The 17,449-nt window shown below is 43.5% G+C and carries 19 protein-coding genes; 10 read left to right on the top strand and 9 right to left on the bottom strand.

What is annotated here, in order from left to right; genetic code table 11:
- Positions 1 to 287: 287 nt before the first annotated feature.
- From QUB12_RS00725 to QUB12_RS00705, 5 genes are all read right to left on the bottom strand, one after another.
- Positions 288 to 500 carry a hypothetical protein gene (locus tag QUB12_RS00725; protein ID WP_333054112.1) on the bottom strand — a complete coding sequence of 71 codons (213 nt, stop codon included), beginning with the start codon at positions 498 to 500 and terminating at the stop codon, positions 288 to 290.
- 34 nt (positions 501 to 534) lie between these two features.
- Positions 535 to 783, bottom strand: a complete 249-nt coding sequence (locus QUB12_RS00720; protein ID WP_333304984.1) for a hypothetical protein — start codon at positions 781 to 783, stop codon at positions 535 to 537.
- A 110-nt stretch (positions 784 to 893) separates the two neighbouring features.
- Positions 894 to 1,259 carry a hypothetical protein gene (locus tag QUB12_RS00715; RefSeq protein ID WP_333304981.1) on the bottom strand — a complete coding sequence of 122 codons (366 nt, stop codon included), beginning with the start codon at positions 1,257 to 1,259 and terminating at the stop codon, positions 894 to 896.
- Positions 1,260 to 1,427: 168 nt separating this feature from the next.
- The gene (locus QUB12_RS00710) at positions 1,428 to 2,000 is read right to left on the bottom strand and encodes a hypothetical protein (RefSeq protein WP_333304979.1); all 573 of its coding nucleotides are present in this window, start codon (positions 1,998 to 2,000) and stop codon (positions 1,428 to 1,430) included.
- Between the two features lie 161 nt (positions 2,001 to 2,161).
- The gene (locus QUB12_RS00705; RefSeq protein WP_194060993.1) at positions 2,162 to 2,491 is read right to left on the bottom strand and encodes a hypothetical protein; all 330 of its coding nucleotides are present in this window, start codon (positions 2,489 to 2,491) and stop codon (positions 2,162 to 2,164) included.
- Between the two features lie 191 nt (positions 2,492 to 2,682).
- Between QUB12_RS00705 and QUB12_RS00700 the strand changes: the two genes are divergently transcribed.
- Together QUB12_RS00700 and QUB12_RS00695 are read left to right on the top strand one after the other, a co-directional pair.
- Positions 2,683 to 3,267, top strand: a complete 585-nt coding sequence (locus tag QUB12_RS00700) for a hypothetical protein (RefSeq protein ID WP_333304976.1) — start codon at positions 2,683 to 2,685, stop codon at positions 3,265 to 3,267.
- Between the two features lie 100 nt (positions 3,268 to 3,367).
- Positions 3,368 to 3,580: a hypothetical protein gene (locus tag QUB12_RS00695; protein ID WP_333304974.1), complete on the top strand. Its 213-nt coding sequence runs from the start codon at positions 3,368 to 3,370 to the stop codon at positions 3,578 to 3,580.
- Positions 3,581 to 3,694: 114 nt separating this feature from the next.
- On the opposite strand, the gene QUB12_RS00690 is transcribed toward QUB12_RS00695, so the two are convergent.
- Entirely contained in the window at positions 3,695 to 4,258 is a 564-nt protein-coding gene (locus QUB12_RS00690) for a thermonuclease family protein (protein ID WP_333304972.1), read from the bottom strand.
- On the bottom strand, positions 4,259 to 4,663 hold the full coding sequence (locus tag QUB12_RS00685) for a hypothetical protein (RefSeq protein ID WP_333304969.1): 405 nt from the start codon (positions 4,661 to 4,663) through the stop codon (positions 4,259 to 4,261).
- A 173-nt stretch (positions 4,664 to 4,836) separates the two neighbouring features.
- Between QUB12_RS00685 and QUB12_RS00680 the strand changes: the two genes are divergently transcribed.
- The 7 genes from QUB12_RS00680 to holA all read left to right on the top strand — a co-directional run bounded on the left by QUB12_RS00680 (position 4,837) and on the right by holA (position 13,629).
- Positions 4,837 to 6,072 carry a hypothetical protein gene (locus QUB12_RS00680; protein WP_333139873.1) on the top strand — a complete coding sequence of 412 codons (1,236 nt, stop codon included), beginning with the start codon at positions 4,837 to 4,839 and terminating at the stop codon, positions 6,070 to 6,072.
- A gap of 214 nt (positions 6,073 to 6,286) precedes the next feature.
- Positions 6,287 to 6,673: a hypothetical protein gene (locus tag QUB12_RS00675; protein ID WP_194060989.1), complete on the top strand. Its 387-nt coding sequence runs from the start codon at positions 6,287 to 6,289 to the stop codon at positions 6,671 to 6,673.
- An 86-nt stretch (positions 6,674 to 6,759) separates the two neighbouring features.
- Entirely contained in the window at positions 6,760 to 7,140 is a 381-nt protein-coding gene (locus QUB12_RS00670) for a hypothetical protein (RefSeq protein ID WP_333054102.1), read from the top strand.
- A gap of 268 nt (positions 7,141 to 7,408) precedes the next feature.
- The gene (locus QUB12_RS00665) at positions 7,409 to 8,812 is read left to right on the top strand and encodes a DEAD/DEAH box helicase (RefSeq protein WP_333139876.1); all 1,404 of its coding nucleotides are present in this window, start codon (positions 7,409 to 7,411) and stop codon (positions 8,810 to 8,812) included.
- Positions 8,813 to 9,150: 338 nt separating this feature from the next.
- Complete coding sequence (gene dnaN, locus QUB12_RS00660) at positions 9,151 to 10,662, top strand: DNA polymerase III subunit beta (RefSeq protein ID WP_333304966.1); 1,512 nt, start codon at positions 9,151 to 9,153, stop codon at positions 10,660 to 10,662.
- A 604-nt stretch (positions 10,663 to 11,266) separates the two neighbouring features.
- On the top strand, positions 11,267 to 12,682 hold the full coding sequence (dnaX, locus tag QUB12_RS00655; protein WP_333304964.1) for a DNA polymerase III subunit gamma/tau: 1,416 nt from the start codon (positions 11,267 to 11,269) through the stop codon (positions 12,680 to 12,682).
- Entirely contained in the window at positions 12,679 to 13,629 is a 951-nt protein-coding gene (holA, locus tag QUB12_RS00650; protein ID WP_333304962.1) for a DNA polymerase III subunit delta, read from the top strand. Before dnaX ends, holA begins: the two co-directional genes overlap by 4 nt.
- Positions 13,630 to 13,841: 212 nt before the next feature.
- Here the strand turns inward: holA and QUB12_RS00645 are convergent, their stop codons facing one another.
- Positions 13,842 to 14,066 carry a HEPN domain-containing protein gene (locus QUB12_RS00645; protein WP_106331804.1) on the bottom strand — a complete coding sequence of 75 codons (225 nt, stop codon included), beginning with the start codon at positions 14,064 to 14,066 and terminating at the stop codon, positions 13,842 to 13,844.
- Positions 14,067 to 14,111: 45 nt separating this feature from the next.
- Positions 14,112 to 14,411 (bottom strand): nucleotidyltransferase domain-containing protein, encoded by a 300-nt coding sequence (locus QUB12_RS00640; RefSeq protein WP_333304960.1) that lies wholly within the window; start codon positions 14,409 to 14,411, stop codon positions 14,112 to 14,114.
- A gap of 277 nt (positions 14,412 to 14,688) precedes the next feature.
- On the opposite strand from QUB12_RS00640, the gene QUB12_RS00635 reads away from it, so the two are divergent.
- The gene (locus QUB12_RS00635; RefSeq protein WP_333304958.1) at positions 14,689 to 17,334 is read left to right on the top strand and encodes a DEAD/DEAH box helicase; all 2,646 of its coding nucleotides are present in this window, start codon (positions 14,689 to 14,691) and stop codon (positions 17,332 to 17,334) included.
- Positions 17,335 to 17,449: the final 115 nt, after the last annotated feature.

The following is a 17,449-nucleotide window of genomic DNA, read 5'->3' as shown; positions in this document are numbered from 1 at the left end:
ACCGTTACTCTTCGTTCGGCTCTATTTTATGAAAATTGCTTGTAATATCCTGCCGTACCCAGGTTGGCATTTCTTACCTGTTACCTTCACAATTTCATATTTTTAACTATCTCAAAAGATTGTTTGAGATATTTCAATATTTGCAGCATTCACCCAATTCGGAGCTAATCTCCACTCAGCAAGTCAAACGAAATCAAGACTTCCCGGACGCAATCTCCCAGCATCCACAAAAAACAAAATTCGCCCAGCAAGGGGTATCGCTGGGCTGTTTCGTGAACGGCAGATAGCTACTCTAGATGCTGGTCAATTAGGGCAATCAGTTGAGCGATCGCCTTCTGTTCTTCTAAGAGCAATTCCTTAAGCTGGCGCATCTGCTCCTGATTCGGCGGACGGTGTACCAAATCATCAACGAAGTCAAGCAAAGGAGACTTTCTAAAAGGTCTACTCAAAGCAGCTTCATCTCGCAAGCGCTTGGTTCGCTCTAGCTTTGACCGTTGCAATCGGTTTTTCTCCTGACGGCGTGCGATAAGTCCATCAAGTCTTTGACATTCGTTTCCAGTCTTCTTCATCTCCATATATCTCTTTCACTTGTTGTTTCAACTCGGTTATCTGCTCGGTAAGACTTGCCACCTGGTCTTCAATAACGTCTGTTTTATCCTCCTGGATTTCCAGAGAAATTTCCACAGATTCGACATATTCTGTTAACTTTTGTATTGGATCGGGCTGAAGCGTGTCGCCGTTAGGGGTGTCACCGTTAAGCCCGTTGCCGTTGGTCATAGTCATTCCTCACTGGTGTCTGATAGAAGAAACTGGCGATCGCTTTTGATACAGTTGAAACTATCGCCAGCATTGCGACAAAGTTGTTACTAAGTTGTTACCAAGTTTTATACCAATTAGTTAGTTGGACTCAATGGGATTCGCTTGGTAATAATGCTCATGAATTCACCCTCACTGGGAGCAGGCATCAAAAAACTCCACTCGCTGATATGAGCGAACTGTAGTTTGTAAAGCCAGCGAATCATGTGAGTAACCCCGTAGCTCGATCCAAAAATCATTACCCTTACACGTTCATAGCCATCAGAGTGAGCTGGCAAACTGTCGGCACCTCTGATGAACGACGGCAAAGTATCGTCTGGACTAGGCACAAAATCCAGATTTTGGGAATAAACCAATTTGGGCGTGAAACTTGGTTGCGAATCAACCAATTGCTGCGTGAAACTCGGTGTCGTTGGCAACCCAATGCCAAAGTTTGCAATCATAATTCAAGCCTCTTACTCGTTCTAGGGGATTAGTCGCGTGGGGGATGTTCCAGATATTCTTTCTTGGCGTGATTAGTTGTAGGTTGCATGATTGCCCTATAAAAAAACTCAACCCATTCACCGGAATCAAAGAGAAATTTGAGACGACATCTTCTATCAACTCAAGAATTAATCGTCCCTCCCATCTCCTGCTGTGGGTGCTGTCGATGCTATCGGTGCGTTAGATTCACTTGCTATTCGCCAGCACAGCGCACTTGCTAGTTCGTTTTGTTCGACGCGACTAAGAGCTCGCACTGTGGGAAACCAAAGCTGCAAGTGGGATAAGTCGTTGTTGACGCTACCCGAATATGCTTGGAACGGGTCGCTCTCCAAACAGACGAACGTCCTCAAAACGTACAATTCATCCGAGTTGAGTCCATCCAATCTGTTGATTAGAGATTCTAGGGAGTATTTTTTGGGTGTTGTGTACGGAGTAATCGCTTGTTCTCCCAGTTGCCACCAACTCATTACGTTGGCTCGTTCGGTGGCACACAGAATCTCTGACTTGCGGACGCACACGTAAATCGGTTGTCCGTCTTCTTTTATCAAGTTGTCCTGGTCATCCAGCAGCCGACCTGTGACGGTTTCAGAACGAACATCGGTTACTTCGATGCGTCCGATGGTCGCGGTAACGCGGGGGTTGGGTATTTCTACAAAGCTGGGCTGGGCGGCTTGTGATGGCTGCCCGTAATCTGCGAACATAAAATTGCTCCTTGATAGCTGGGTCTTATCAGCGAATGGGAGAAGTCCCGGCATCTGTGTTTGCAGCACTGCGCCGGGGCGTCACTCCCACCCTAAAACCTGCGATTAGGGCTGTCAAGAAGTTTACCGTATATTAGAAGGTATTTATTTCGGGTGATTTGCTAGCGCGATGATTTGAGGCGATCGGCAATGATGCTGGAGAGTTCGGGATTATTGCCTGCCGCGTCGAGGATGGAACGGAGAGAATTGGCATAAGCGAGGGTTCGTTCGTACTGTTCGGGCATTTTCTCGAAATCAATGCCGCTTCCCCATTTACTCGAAATAGTCTCTGTTTGCACGGCTAGGATGCGGCTCAACAAGCGAACGCATTCCGCTCTATAGCCCCTCGTAGCTTCCATCTGGGCATCGGCATCAAACCACTGCCTACAAAACTCTCGTGCTTTCACAGGTTTTACAAATTTATCTATAGAACGTCTTTTTAGTGCAAACATAAACTACCTCGTTTACCATATATGTTATGGTATTTTATAGAGATAGAATCGCTTGAGTTTACACGATAATATCATGTAATGAATGCTGAAAACTCCGTAGTGGTGGTGTTCGCCAAGCTGTGGTGCAGTACGGTTCGTTTGCGACAACAATCAAGAAACGGAATATTAAAGGTATAACAGGGGAGCAAACTATGACCGAATCCACTAGAGCCGTCAGAGCCTTGGTACAAATAGGTTCCTTAACAGTCGATGGTTTTATGCTGCCAGACGGCTCGTATCGGATGAGCCAAACCCAAGTCGCCGAAGCAGCGGGCTCTCAAACGGCGCAACGTGTCCGATTTTTACGCTCAAACGCCGGCGAAAGCTTGCTGGGTGAAGGTTACATGAGTACGATTGTTGAGCGCGAAGAAATCGAAATCGAGTCTGAACCCGGTAGTCGGGGGCAAAGTCGGTTTCTGTCCGTCCCTCCAGAAATTGCCAGCGCTTACTGGCTGTGGCAAGCTCACCGGGGGAACAAAGCTGCTTTAACTATGAGCATGGGACTTATTACCGAATCTCTCGAACGGCGGTTTGACGAAGCTTTCGGCGTTACTCGCACCGAGACTGAACGAAACGAATTGCTCAGCCAGCGAGTCCAGCAGCTAGAACGCGATATCAGAGAAGCGTTTTGGGTTGACGATGAAGCCAGAATCGAACGCGACTACTACGAGCTACTGCTTCGAGAAAACGGCATTGACCCTTGGAGAATTCCGGGGGCTGAGGAGGAACCGAGTTAATTGCGATCCCCAAAATTGGAACTTTTCGATTCGGAAATTCCTTGGTAGCCAGCAGTCCAAGAAACCCATCTTTCCTGTTCAATTAAAGAGCAATCGACGAATGGAAGATAATAAGATTTCTCAATTCATTCAAGCGCTTAAATTCTTCGATCTAGAGTTAGAAGAAATGACCGGGAAGCCTGGTTATGAAGATAGAAACGGCAAAGTGATTGCGGTAAGGAAAAAAGGCGATACATCGCGGATACTGTGCGCTTATTCAACCTATGACGAACTGTTTGACTGGGCAAAAAAACAATTCCGCAACCCCAATTAACGCTTTGGTTGAGGATAATTTTACAGTCGTTTATCACCATTGGAAAGCCGCCGCACTTCCTGCCCTGTTAGATCGCTCCCAACAACCTTGGTATATACCGCTGCTTGGCGTACATCAGCTCTGATTTTGCTTGCGATAATCCCAAGGACGCTGACCGCCACCCTGAAGCCGCCACACTCCCAGCTTTTGCGATCGCCCCATCTCCTCTGCGGTATCGAATACATCAGCATTGTGGCAGTTGCCGCTGTACTGTTTGTAATGGTAAGCCATACCCGCTTTGAGCATTTCCTCCTGCACCGATTGTTCGCCGTTTGGTGTATCGAAGAGGACTTCGGCAACGGTGCGGTTGTACTTGTCCCGATCCATTTCCACAACGATGACTTTGTTGGAGGCTTTGGCGATTAGGGAACGCAAATAATCTCGCGATTCGATACCCAGCGGTTGTTTGGCTTCCGGCGCATCGATGCCGCACAGTCGGAGCTTTTGTTCGCGATTGTCACACTTAACCCGAAAAGTATCGCCATCGTACACCGAACCATCTATAACGGAGCAGCGGAGGGATGCCGTTTCGCTGGGGCGCTTGGCTAGTTTGGGTTTGTCGTTGTCGGGTTGGTGGAAGTGAAACCAAATCAAACCTGCGATGGCTAACAGGGGTAAGGCGTTGAGGAACTTATGCATTTATTGATTCCCAAACGCTTTTTCTATTGCAGAATATGCCAATTGTCGGTCAATCCACTTCTGGCAATCTTTAAAGGATTTGGCATCTTTAATCAATACCACTAGAGCTTTGTTGACAACATCTGGCTTGATTTTGAACTTTAAGCTGTCTGCGAGTACCGCTGCTAGTTCGGTTACTGTCATCCCAACTTCTGTCAGAGGAGAAGTTACACCAATAAGTTGCTTTGCAGTCTCTGCTATCCCTCGCAATTCTGGGTACATCGATGCCAGCGAGTTGAATTTGAACTGGGCGATCGCAGAGGCACTCAGTCCGGTCTCTTGTAGCCAAGCAGTCAAATGGTCAATTGTCTCTATGGCAGCAGCAATTTCTTCGGGAGTAGGTATCTTTGCTCTTGAGTTTTCCATATCGCAATATTAGACAACAGGGGAGGTACTTAGCAAGACTTCAAAAAATTTTAAGCCGAAATAAAGCACAAACTCGTTCGGAGTTGATATTAAACCACAAAAAGTTAAGGGATTAAGCGCGAGAAGATATCCCCTAACGGGAGAAGTTGAAAACAATTAGCTTCTCAAAGGTTATGGACTCTAACACGACTTTAATTGGCTTCTCAAATACTTGCTCTAAACCTGACAACGCTCCCCCCAGTGAAGTCAAAGAAGTGGTAGCGGTAATTTTTCCTTTTCTCACTCCGCCTCCTTTCGCTCAACTTCCCTTTAAAGTAGGCGATATCGTCAAATCTGGCAACCATTACGGCACGATAACAGCCCTCCATCAAACCGATAGACCTGTAATAATTACTTGGGATGCTAGTAACAACGAAGATAGTTTTTCCTGGAATTATACCTTAGATGAAATTCGGGTGCTTAAAATATCCCTTGTGCCTCTGTTTATTCCTCAAAAAACTACTGGAGAACTTCCCGCTTGCACAACAATTGTACTAGCTAATTCGCAACAACTACAATTCAGTAACACCACTACTTTCCAAGTAGAATCGCTCACTGAACATCACATTCTCATATTTACTCTTGACCACTATTATCTCTTTCCCATCAACTTGTTCCCTGGCTACCCGACAAGTTGTGCCATAGATGTTTTTACACCCGAACAATTAGAAGCCAGTCGCTTTTTGTCTTTCAATGACCTAAAAATTAGGGCTAAGACCCATTTATTTTTTGAAGTCCCCGACAATTTCTTAGAAATTGTCCTACCAATTCAAAAGCAGCAAATCAAAGAGAAATTGACTAAACAATTGAGTACAGAAAGTTATCACATTCTCGACTTTGATATTGCTTGGGAAGAAGCCTGGCAATATTGCCTTAAACATTTAGCTAAGAAACATGGATGGAGTGGTTTTCGAGAGGGCGATTGCCTCGAACAACGCCGAAATCAAGTGGAACAAAGGGGAATAGTTATTAGTTTGAATATTCAGGCACTACGCCCATTTCAAATTCAATGGGACAGTGGAGAAATTCAAAGCTACAGCTTGACTGAACTCAAAAGTTTAGGCATTACTCATATCCCAACTCTTATTAAATTATCGCCCAATGTTGCTTACCAAGTTAGCGAAGACGGCTCTTACTTTAAAGCTTGGCTTGGTTTCCGTACTAAAGCATTAGCTAAGGCTTGGCTAATACCTATTAAAAAGCTAGTTGGCCGCCTGAGCTACCTAATTGATTGCCAAAGTCCAGAACTTCAACATACAGGTTCTAAATACGAGTATGTTGTAGAAACTCCCCGACATAAAACTTTAAAGAAGCGCTTAGAAGCTCTGCGGGAAGTGGCTGAACTTGATTTAGAAAAGATGCCAAAATGATGGGAATTGGGAAGAAAATTGGCTATTCTGTAACCAATGTAAATGCGATTAAAAACTCTGTTACAAATCCGGAAGATAAATCGCCTAGCGGCGAAAAATGTTGACTTTCTCTACTTATAAATACCAACAACAAGGAGCAATCCGAGAAAGTCAGGGTTTACTACACCACTTCAATTAAAAGTGCTGACGAGCTAAAAGTTAGAAGATGAAAAAGATGAAAGAAATCAATATTTGGTCTGGATGCAGCATCGGAATTGGGGCAGCATTAACTAATCCCACAGAGTTAGCTTTTAGAAAAGGAAACCTCAAGAATCACTACCCAGTTGAGTTCAATGGCAAGGTTTTCCGTGATGCTGAAGCTGCTTATCAAAATCACAAATTTGGACATTTGCAACAAGATATGACAATAATGACAGAAATTATTGTTGCGAAACTTCAACAACATCCACGATTATTAAAAACAATCGCAAAATATGGTGGAGTTGCTTGGCTTGAACAATGCAATCACATTGTTGGTGTGCGCGGCTCTCGTTGGGAAGGTCAAGGCAGAAAAAGCAATTTCATTCAATGCTTGATTTCAGCTTATATCTTGGTGTGTTAGTAAGAAGCAATTGCATTCTTCACAAAGACTCAAGGAGTAATCTTTGAGTCTTTTACTGGCTATCCAAAAATTTGAGGAATTTTACCATGAACAAAATAGTAATGATTTCTGGCAGTCGTTCCATCCAGGAATTGCCATCAGAGGCTCATACATCTCTCAATCGCATCATTGAACTAGGGTTTGAAGTCAGAGTCGGTGATGCGCCTGGAGTTGATAGCTTAGTTCAGCAATACTTGCGGTCTAAGAACTACGAGAAAGTTTTGGTTTACTATGCCTTGTTTAGCGGCAATGGCAAACCCAGAAATACTTCTGGTTATCCAGTTGTTGGTATTAGCGGAAACTATAGCGCTCGCGACATCGAAATGTGTTCGCATTGTGACTACGGATTAGCCATTTGGGATGGACATAGCATTGGCACAGCAGTGAATATCAAACGAGTTAAAAAGACCAAAGTTGTGATTGTTTAACAACTAACAACAGCAGCAAAATCAGCTCAGAATTATCATAAAATTCAGAGCTGATTTTTGATTAAACAATACTTATGATAACTTTTTTTGTCAATGACATAATCAGAGTTTTAGGTAAGTTCGCATAACGAAAAATCAACCATTACAGCCATTCTTTTCTGAAATTCGGAACTATTGTTATAAGTCAGTTTTGATTTGAATGTTCCTCCTACTCCCCCTCAAGCTAGCGCTTATTAGGATGCGAACGAATTAGCATTACTGTACACTAATGATTCAAACTTTACTAGAACGACCGCAGGAATTTAAACAAATTCCCTTTACTCTCAAGCCGCAGCAGCAGCAAGCACTCGACAATTTGAGAACATTTGCAAGCAGCACTTCCGCATTCTTCTTGCTTTGCGGTTATGCAGGCACTGGAAAAAGCACACTTATTTTCCTTATAATCAAAGAACTCTTGGCTCAAAGCAAGCGTATTGCCCTTACTGCACCTACTAACAAAGCCGTCGGTATCCTCAGAAAAATGGCAGCATCTCAAGGCATTTTCGGAGTAGATTTTATGACAATACACCAGCTTTTAGGCTTAGGCATGGTTCGCAAAGAACAAGAGAAAGTCTTAGAACAGACAAGCTGTTGTTACCTCCACCTCTATGATATCATTTTCCTCGATGAATGTTCGATGGTTGGAACTCAATTGTGGTCTTGGATTGAGCGCAGATTTGAACATACTCTCTTCAATCAGCGGAAATTAATTCTCATGGGCGACCCAGCGCAACTTAATCCTGTTGGAGAAAAGCGCTCGCCTGCTTTCAATATTGCCAATAAAGCTGTATTAACTCAAGTGGTTAGACAAGCTGGAGAAAGCCCCGTCCTTGATTTTATTACGGAATGTCGCTCATTTGTCAAGAGTAAAACAGATGTCTTTTTGCCACATCCGAATTACAACTCATTGGACAAATCTAACGGTGCATTCAAAGTTAAACCAGAAGCACTCATCCAATATGCTATCAAAACCATCAAGCAAGAATTTGCCTCAAATCCTGATTGCTTTCGGATTTTGTGCTGGACAAACAAGCGAGTCAACTATTACAATCAGGCTGTTCGAGAACAACTTTATGGTCGAACAACTGCCAGATTTATATCTGGAGAAAGGTTAATTACTAAGAAACCAGTTCTCGCTCCTGATGGTAAGACTGTGATTTTAGCCACATCAACTGAATTTACCATACAGCAAGTTGAAATAAGTCAGCACTACGGCTACCGAGTATGGCTGTTGAAGATTGTGACTGATGATGGTCTATTTCGGCAAATCTTTGTGCTGCATGAATCGGAAAGTAAGCGCTACCAAGCTGAATTGAAAGAGAAACTCAAAAGTGCCAAACGTAATGGATTTCTCTGGCGGAAGTATTACTGGTTTAAAGATGACGTATTTGCCGAAGTTGACAATTGCTTTGCCCTGACTATTCACAATTCTCAAGGTAGCACTTTTGATGAAGTTGGTTTGGACAGCAATGACATTTTGACTCGACTTTTGGTAGGCAAGGAAATGAGCACCCAAGAGAAACTTAAAGAGTACCACCGTCTTTTATATGTTGGAACAAGTAGATGTCGTCAACGAATACTATTTGTCCCTCCTAATTCATTCCGAGTGCAACGAGTATTAGCTCAATTGTAGAGGAAGGGGAGGGGGAAGGGGAAGGGGAAGGAAAGATAATTTTTCGCTTTTTTGAGTTGAACCTTCTTCTCTCAGGACTTACGCACACGATGCCAGAAATCGGGTTTCTTCGTAGATATCTAGTTGAGAAAGCAACAATTTTTCAGAGAAATCCGGTTGATGAGCGTAAGTTCTGTTATCTCACTTATCAAAATCTAAATAATCAGTTTGCTTCAACTTGAACATAACGCGAGTTTACTGAACTTGTTCCACCCTTACCCCTCCCCTTCCCCTTCCCCTTCCCCTTCCTCACTGCTATCGCAGCGACCAATCAAATTCTTGACACCCGACTAATTATTATGGCAAAAACTCGACTTTCTGGAACACATTCTAAAGAGGAAGTAGTGGAGAGAACAGCTAAGAAAAAACGCTCAACTGTAACAGTCAGTAATTTGACTCCTACTACGAAGCCATCAGTCAAAAAAACAACTAAGCTTTCTTCTCCCCTACCCAAAACAACACAAATAGAAGAAGTAGCAGCGAACTACATCACAGACATTGGAACTTCTACACCTTCTGACACCCCAACAAATTCCACTCCAGAAAACCATCTCAATAATGAAATCACAGATTCTCCAACTCCGACATCTTCCCTATCGGCTGTTGAACTTGCCTGCAATTCAAGAGAATTCAACGATTATATACAAGCCCTGAAAGGCATCATTCCCAGCAATAGCAGCCATCCCATTTTGTCCAATATTTTGATTGAAGCTGATGCAGAAACTCAACATTTGCATCTAACTGCCTACAACTTAGAATTTGGAATGCAAGTGAGCTTTGGTGCGAATGTCAATCAATCTGGAAAGCTTACCCTCCCCGCACCCATACTTGCTGACATTCTGGGAAAATTTCCTAACGGCAGCCTCACCTTAAAGAGTTCTTGTGAAATTATTAAAGGAAGCGGCGTTCCATCAGTCAGTGCCACTCTGAGTGCGTCAAGGAGCAAGCACGCCATTCGCGGGCTAGCTGCGGACGAATTTCCGGCTATCCCCAGCGTTCAACAGAAACTTGTAACGCTTCCTGCTAGCGTGTTAATTTCTGTCCTAAAAGCTAGCTTATTTGCTGTAAGTTCTGAGGAAAACAAACGCATTTTAACAGGAGGGAATTTTCAACTCAGTCACGACGCAGACAGAGGACTCGATCAACTGAGAGTTTGGACGACAGATGGGCATCGGGTAGCAATGGTTTTAGGATTGAACGAAAGCAGCAATTCCCACCTTTTGAGCAGTCAAATAGTTAATTTTACTGTCCCTGCTAAGGTACTCCGGTTATTGGAGCGTTCTTTGAATTCTGCTGACAAAGTTACGATTTACTATGAAGGTTTGCCAGACCTACCTAGTAATTTTGTCGCATTCGAGTGGAATAATTGGCGGTTGACCACGAAGTTGCTAGAAGGGCAATATCCGATTTGTGACCAAATTATCGCTCCCTATCGGCATCAATTTAGCCATCAAGTGGTGGTTGAGAGGCTGAGCTTTTTAAAAGCCTTAGAGCGGTTAGCTTCTCACAGCGACAAGTCTCACCTAACAGCTATTTTAGAATTCAATTTAGATGCCCAACAAGTGCGAGCATCACTCAACAATACTCTCAGTTCAGGAACTGAAACAGTTGATGCTAAACTCTGGGGCTGTGAGTTTTGTCTCAAGTGCGACATCCGCTATTTGATTGATACAGCCAAAGCGATTTCCAGCTCAGATTTGCGGGTGTTAATGGCAACTCCTACTACTCCCCTACTGATTGCACCGTTTGGAACGCCAGCTTCGGGTACAGAGGCTTTAGAGTGCGAATATATTGTCGCTCCGCAAGAATAGTCGTGCATTTGGGGAGGGGCATCTAAATTTGATGCCCTCTCCTGCAAAAATTCGGAGCCTATTGCTGTATAATTTAGGAGGGTTAAGTGATTTTTTGCAACACTAAATTGTCTACAAAGACCACATATATTTTACTATTATTTTTTGATTTGAGCAACCTTTGGGGTGGTCAATCAGTGAGTTTTAATGTTTCTCTCCATTGGTTAAAATAAGCTCGCGACCGCCGACCCTGTTGCACCTTGAAAATTTCCAAAACCGCAAGTAAGCGAGGTGTAAATTGCCCCAGTCTTGCGCTCTGGAATCAGCTTCCACTCGCTCAAACCTTTTGCTTTCTATTTTTTCTTCATGCCGTGCTTTTTTGCTGTATATCAGCAGCAGAGGGTTTAGCAATTTTTCCTTGCGGTAGTGTGTTCGGCGCGCCAGCGCTAACAACTGAGCCAGGACTTACGCAAAAAATACTTGGTAAGACTATTGGTAGCGGTAAAATGCACAATTTTTATACTACAGATAGAGCTTATGCGTAAGTCCTATGAGTTTAATTTCAGGCACGGCTCACGCCTCCCCTATCGGGGAATAGTTACCAGAAGTATTCTAACGACTCAAAATGTACCAACCACTGCACCTCAAATACCGACCCAAAAGCCTCCAAGAATTAGTGGGTCAAGACACCATCAAAACAACCTTGACCAATGCCATCACCTCCGACAAAATTGCTCAAGCTTACCTGTTTACTGGCCCCAGAGGAACAGGCAAAACCTCAACCGCTCGCATCCTTGCTAAATCACTCAATTGTTTGAATAACAAAAAGCCAACCGCCACTCCTTGCGGGGAATGTTCAAGCTGCAAAACCATTGACTCCTGTTCAAGCTTAGACGTAACTGAAATCGATGCTGCCTCTCACAATGGCGTGGATGATGCCAGAGAATTAATACAACACAGCAACTTTGCGCCAGCGATGAGCCCTTACCGCATCTGGATTTTAGATGAGTGCCACCAACTCAGTACCAGCGCTCAAAATGCTCTCCTCAAATGCCTTGAAGAACCTCCGGCTCATGTGGTGTTTATTCTCTGTACGACTGAAGCACATAAAGTCCTGCCGACAATTATCTCCCGCTGCCAAACTTTTAACTTCCGAGCCTTGTCAGTTGATGCTATTGTCGGACAATTGCACAAAATTAGCTCTGCTGAATCTATTGCGATCGCAAGTGAGGCCATGCGGGCGATCGCTCGCACCTGCGACGGAGGGTTAAGAGATGCCTTGCAATTACTCTCTCAGCTTTCACTGCTAAACTCAGAGATTACCCTAACTCAAGTTGCAGAAGTATCTGGCAGTATCAGCGAGCAAGAGTCGATCGCCCTTCTCAAAGCCATTCATTCTGGCGATACCTTAAGCGTACTGCAATCTTCGAGAACGCTCATTGACAGCGGCAAAACCCCCAAACTGATTCTCAGCAGCTTGCTAGCAGCAATGAGAGATTTGCTCATTGTCAAATCAACGCGCCACTGCCAGAATTTAATTGCAGGGCCAGTAGGCTATTCACAACTGCGCTCGCTCGCTCTTCATCTCGATTTTGAAACAATTGATGCGGCTTGTACACAATTGCAAAAATCAGAATTTCAATTGAGAACTAGCACCAATGCTGCTACCTGGTTAGAAGTCTGTCTGCTGAACTTGATGCTGTCAAGCAAACCCGCTGCCCCCGAAACGCGGTTGCCGGCAACTTCCCAATCTAATCAGCCTGACAAATTTGATCAAACTCCTCAAAAAATAGAGGCAGATTCTCCTGACTTTGAGACAACTTGGGCGCAAGTAGTAGCAGCAGCGAAACCAGGCAATCGTAGCCTCTTAAACCGCGCTCAAATTGCCGAACTTTCGGCTGATTCATGTGTGTTAGCAGTAGAAAGAAAGTACGCGAACAAGTTTCAGAGTCACCTTGAATCCGTGCAGCGGATTGTTACTAAAGCTTTAGGCCGCTCTGTTACTGTCACTGTCAAACAACAGGAGGAGTTAGCAGCATGATTAGCATCCTAATTGGGAATGACACCTACGCAATTGAACGAGAAGTTGAAAAGTTTAAGACTCAAACTCATCCTCTCTGGCGAGATTTCAACATCCATCGGTTTGATGCTTCTTCCCTGGATATAGCTATTTCTGCGGCTGCTTCAGTTCCTTTTGGTGTCGGAAGTAAACTTATCGTAGTTGAGAATTGTGATTTCAAGCAATTTGGGGAGACGGGGCTAGAACTACTGCAAATCTTGCCCCATTTACCTACCACAACGCACTTAGTTTTCACTGCTGCTGTTATCGACAAACGGCTCAAGGTAGTCAAGCATTTATTGCTGTTTGGTAAACTTAAGGAGTTTACTCTCATTCCTCCTTGGCGTACTGATTTAATTGAAAATGCGATCGCTGCTACTGCTAAACAGATGAATCTCTCAATTGCCAGAGATGCTGTCAGTTATCTAGCGGTAGCGATTGGTAACGATTCTGCTAGAAGAGTTAGTGAACTGGAGAAATTAGCCATTTATGCTGCGGGCGATCGCATTACCAAAGAAGCTGCTAAAATCCTCGTTCCAGCTACCACAGCCAACTGTTTTCAACTGGCAGAAGCTCTTTTAAAAGGTCAAGCAGTGGCGGCAATTAAGGTGCTTGATGAATTGCTATCTCGGGCAGAGTTTTCTTTAGCAATTATTGCTACTCTTCAAACTCAGTTTAAAACTTGGCTGTGGGTAAAAGCTACTCTGGATTCCGGCGGCAAACTTTCTGATAGCGAAATTGCTAGTATGTGCGGAATTAGTAACCCCAAACGGCTGTATTTCCTCAAGCAAGAGGTTAAGGAAGTATCTGCTAACTCCTTAAGTCGCTCGCTGTCCATTTTGTTTGATTTAGAAATTGCCCTCAAAACCGGAGAAAAGTCTGATTCAATGTTGCCTGCTTTGCTCAGAATCACTCAACTCACTAAATAACAGAAAAGGCTGCCGAATTAAATTAGCAGCCTTTTACAGCGTATCCCAGATTTCTGGAGTGCAGTAGGGACACGGCAATGCCGTGTCCCTATGTGGATTTATCAATCCGGGATGTACTTCATAAACGTGGAATCTGCTGTATTAGTCCTGTTTTTTTTGTTTTGGGGTAGCGATCGCCACTCTAACATTCTTCTTTTCCTTCTGCTATATTTTTAGGGACTCAATCCCAAACTTAACCTCACTTCTTGCGGGACTTCTTTGCAAAACTTTAATGCTTGACGTGCTGTATCCTTATCAGCAGAAGCCCCTGGATAACGATAAGCAACCGCAAAAGCAGTTAACGCTAAAAGTTTCTGGCGAAAAATATCATAATTAGGTTCAACAGGTAAAAGTAAATCCAATAAAAATGTCAAATTATGAGTTTTACTAAAACTAATTCCCGCAAAGCCGTAGTAAAATCCCCTTCAGCTTTATCAACCCATTCAACTGTTAGCGGATTCATAAATCAGCTTTCCTTTTTCTATAATTTCTCGCAAGAAAAAATCATTCCAGGCTAGGCGTTGATCAATCTCTACAGGAGTTCGCACTAACAAATCTATGGCAAACTTTGGTTGAACTTTATTTAAAATTTCCCAAGTTTTGCGAAAATTGCTCCCTTTGTATGGCAAAATCACTAGCAGATATACATCCGAGTCATTTTGAGGGTTTCCATAAGCATAGGAGCCAAATAAAATAATTTTTTCTGGCTGAAATTCATTGACAATAGCCTGACTTAATTGCATGATGTTCTCCCTTTCTATCATACTCAATCAATGCTCCTTTATTGATTTTTTTGTAATTAAGACCAGTCTCAAATAGGAATAAATTGCATTTAGTTTAATCAATTAAATTTATTCTAGCATAATTGTAAAGTCTGTCAAGATCGTCTTAAGTCTAAAAGGTTGTAACTCCTACCAAAAGCAGTCCGACTCCCAGTTGGTTTTTTTATTAATTTCCTCTCTCGTTCTTTTTCCTACCTATCGGTAGTAAGAGAGAAAAGATTCATTCTTAGAGTGACCAATGCCTCCCAATTATATCAACCTTCTTTCCCAACTAATAGCCAGGCATGATTTTCACCAAAATAACTTCCCAGAAGCAAGCCACTTGCAGCCAACTGCAACAGCCGATTTGTGTGAGTTTTTAGGCGAAGAGGTTATTTATCAGACAATCGCGACTGCTACAACTCCTAAGCTCTACAAAATTCCTCAAGACTTGCCGCCTTCAATAATTTCTGCTTTGCACAGCCAAGGCATTCAACAGCTTTATTCGCACCAAATTAAAACACTCAAAGCCGTGCGCCAGGGCAAAGATGTCATCCTCAGCACAGCAACAGCTTCTGGCAAATCTTTAAGTGCGTACTTGCCTATTTTAGAGGGCATTCTCCAACATCAATTTACTGCACTCTCTATTTATGGTTTGAAAGCTTTAACAGCCGACCAAAGTCAAAAACTTGCCGATTTGCTCCAACTGATTCCTGAGCCTGCGCGCCCGCGCCTTGCCCTTCTAACTGGGGATACTCCTCCCAAAACCCGAGAACAATTATTAGCTGCAAATCCTAGCATAATCAGCGCAACACCAGAGTTAATTCACTATGCGCTGAAAGGCGTTCACTGGAGTCAGCCTTGGCAGCATTTTTTAAGTCGCCTCCGCTATATTGTCCTAGATGAAGCTCACACTTTTAACGGAGTTTACGGAGCTAACATGGCTAGCTTAATTCGCCGCTTAAAATTGGCAGTAGACGAGCGCGGAGGTTGTTCTCAAAAACTGCAATTTCTGATGTTGAGTGCTACGGTTGGCAATCCCGTTAAATTAGCAAAGTTACTATCTGGTAGAAGTCGAAAGCGAAATATCAATAAACCCGAGCGGTTAGTTTGGATTAACTCTAGCGGAGCTGCTGTCCCAGAACGGCAATTAATTGTTACTAAACCGACTCATGATGCTAATTCCGATGTTGCTCGCATCATTATGTTTTTGTTGCAGCAAGGGCAAAGTGGAATTTGCTTCGGTAACGGCAGACAAGCAATTAAGAACTTGTGGGCAACTTTTAAGCAAGAAGCTGTAACTCAAACTAACTCGGGAATTGAGTCGCAAGTAGCAATTTTCTACGGCAGTTTAACAAGCGAACGTCGCACCGAAATTATCAACTCTTTGCAGTCAGGAAAAGTTAAGTGTATCCTCAGTACCAGTGCTCTCGAAGCAGGAATTGATTTGCCTCAACTTGACTTTGCTATTATTAGGGGATGGCCGGGAAGTTTGCAAGCTTTCAAACAGAGAGCTGGTCGAGCCGGTCGCACAAAATCCGGTTTAATTGTCTTTATTCCTATTGCCCAATCGCCCTTAGATAACTACTTTGCTGAACGCCCTGAATTGTTGCTGTCGGCCGAATCTGAATTGGTGAGCTTTAATGCGAATTATCCCATAGATATTGCCAAACATTTAATGTGCGCGGCTGTCGAAACAGGCATTCCTGCCAATAAGCTCAAGCACTACTTTGGCAAGAGCGCTCATATAATTGCAACGGCTTTAATTGAGCAAGGTGTTCTTCACAGAAGCCGGGATAAATTATGGGCTAAAGGCTTTCCGCATAAAGATGTAAACTTTCGAGGGGGAACGGGTGCTAGCACGATACAACTGGTGGATGCGGAGACTCAAGAAGAGATTGAACTCCTCAGTGCGGAGATTGCTTATCGAGAGGTATTTCCTGGTGCTATTTACCGCACGCAAAACTCAGACGGCTGTTTGGTGACTTATACTTCGCGCTCGCTCTTGAATGGCAAAGCTATTTTGCAAAACACCCCTGAAACTCGACTGTTTACTGTAGCGATTAGCCACACTCATACCAGCCTCAAGCAGAATTTGAGTTTGCCTCAACAAATCCCGTTGGTCATTCCAGAAGTTGAAGGAAATGTTCAAACCAATTCAACGGATAGTAAGGCAATTCCAGCTCAAGCTATTCTGGAACTGGTTTGGGGAGAAATTAGCCAACTCGTCACTGGTTATCAATTATTAACTCGCAATTACGAGTTAACTTGTCTCAATAGAAAGTGTGTCAATTACAAAGAGCATTTACCAAAATGTACTGCCTGTCCTGTTTGTGGCAAGAGAACTCGCTCTGCTGAGCTAACATCGGTTCTTAATGAGGTAAACTTTGAGCAACCTTACGAAATAAAATTTGCGACTCCTGTACTGCAAATTAGTTTTAATTCCCCGGTTGAATGTTATCTGCAACAGGTAGTAACAGCTACTCGCCAGGAATTGCTTCAATCTCAACAGCCGATTCCGCCCGGATATCAGCAATTGTGGGAGTACCCCGCGAATTTGTTGGCTATTCACAGTTTCGGCCATCAAATTTTAGCCGCTTTACCTCTGACTATTTTGGCTTCACCTAATGATGTGAATTTTCTAGTAGAGAAGAGAGGTGCAAATGACTATGCAGGACTATTTTACGATTTAGCAGAAGGAGGTTCGGGAACCTCGGAAGCTATTTTTCGTTCTCTCCCTCAATTAGCTCATGCGGCTGCTGAGTTAGCCCGCAGTTGTTCTTGCAGTTCTGGCTGTCCTAAATGTTTGATTCAGTCGGGATGCCCTGATGGTAATAAAGCTTTACTCAAGCAGGTGGGGCTGCTGCTGTGCGAAGCATTTTCTACTCCTCAAATATCAAAATAATTGGTGGAATAGACGGCTGAGAAAGGGGAATGGGGAGAGAGAAATAGGGAAAATGGGAGTGGGGAATAGAGTGTAGCTTTTTTCAAACAAAAAAGCTACGCTCTATTCCCAATTT

It is taken from the genome of Microcoleus sp. B7-D4 (assembly GCF_036705125.1).
Taxonomy (GTDB): domain Bacteria; phylum Cyanobacteriota; class Cyanobacteriia; order Cyanobacteriales; family Microcoleaceae; genus Microcoleus.
The sequence above is the reverse complement of the archived record's forward strand: the minus strand, read 5'-3'. Positions and strand labels throughout refer to the sequence as shown.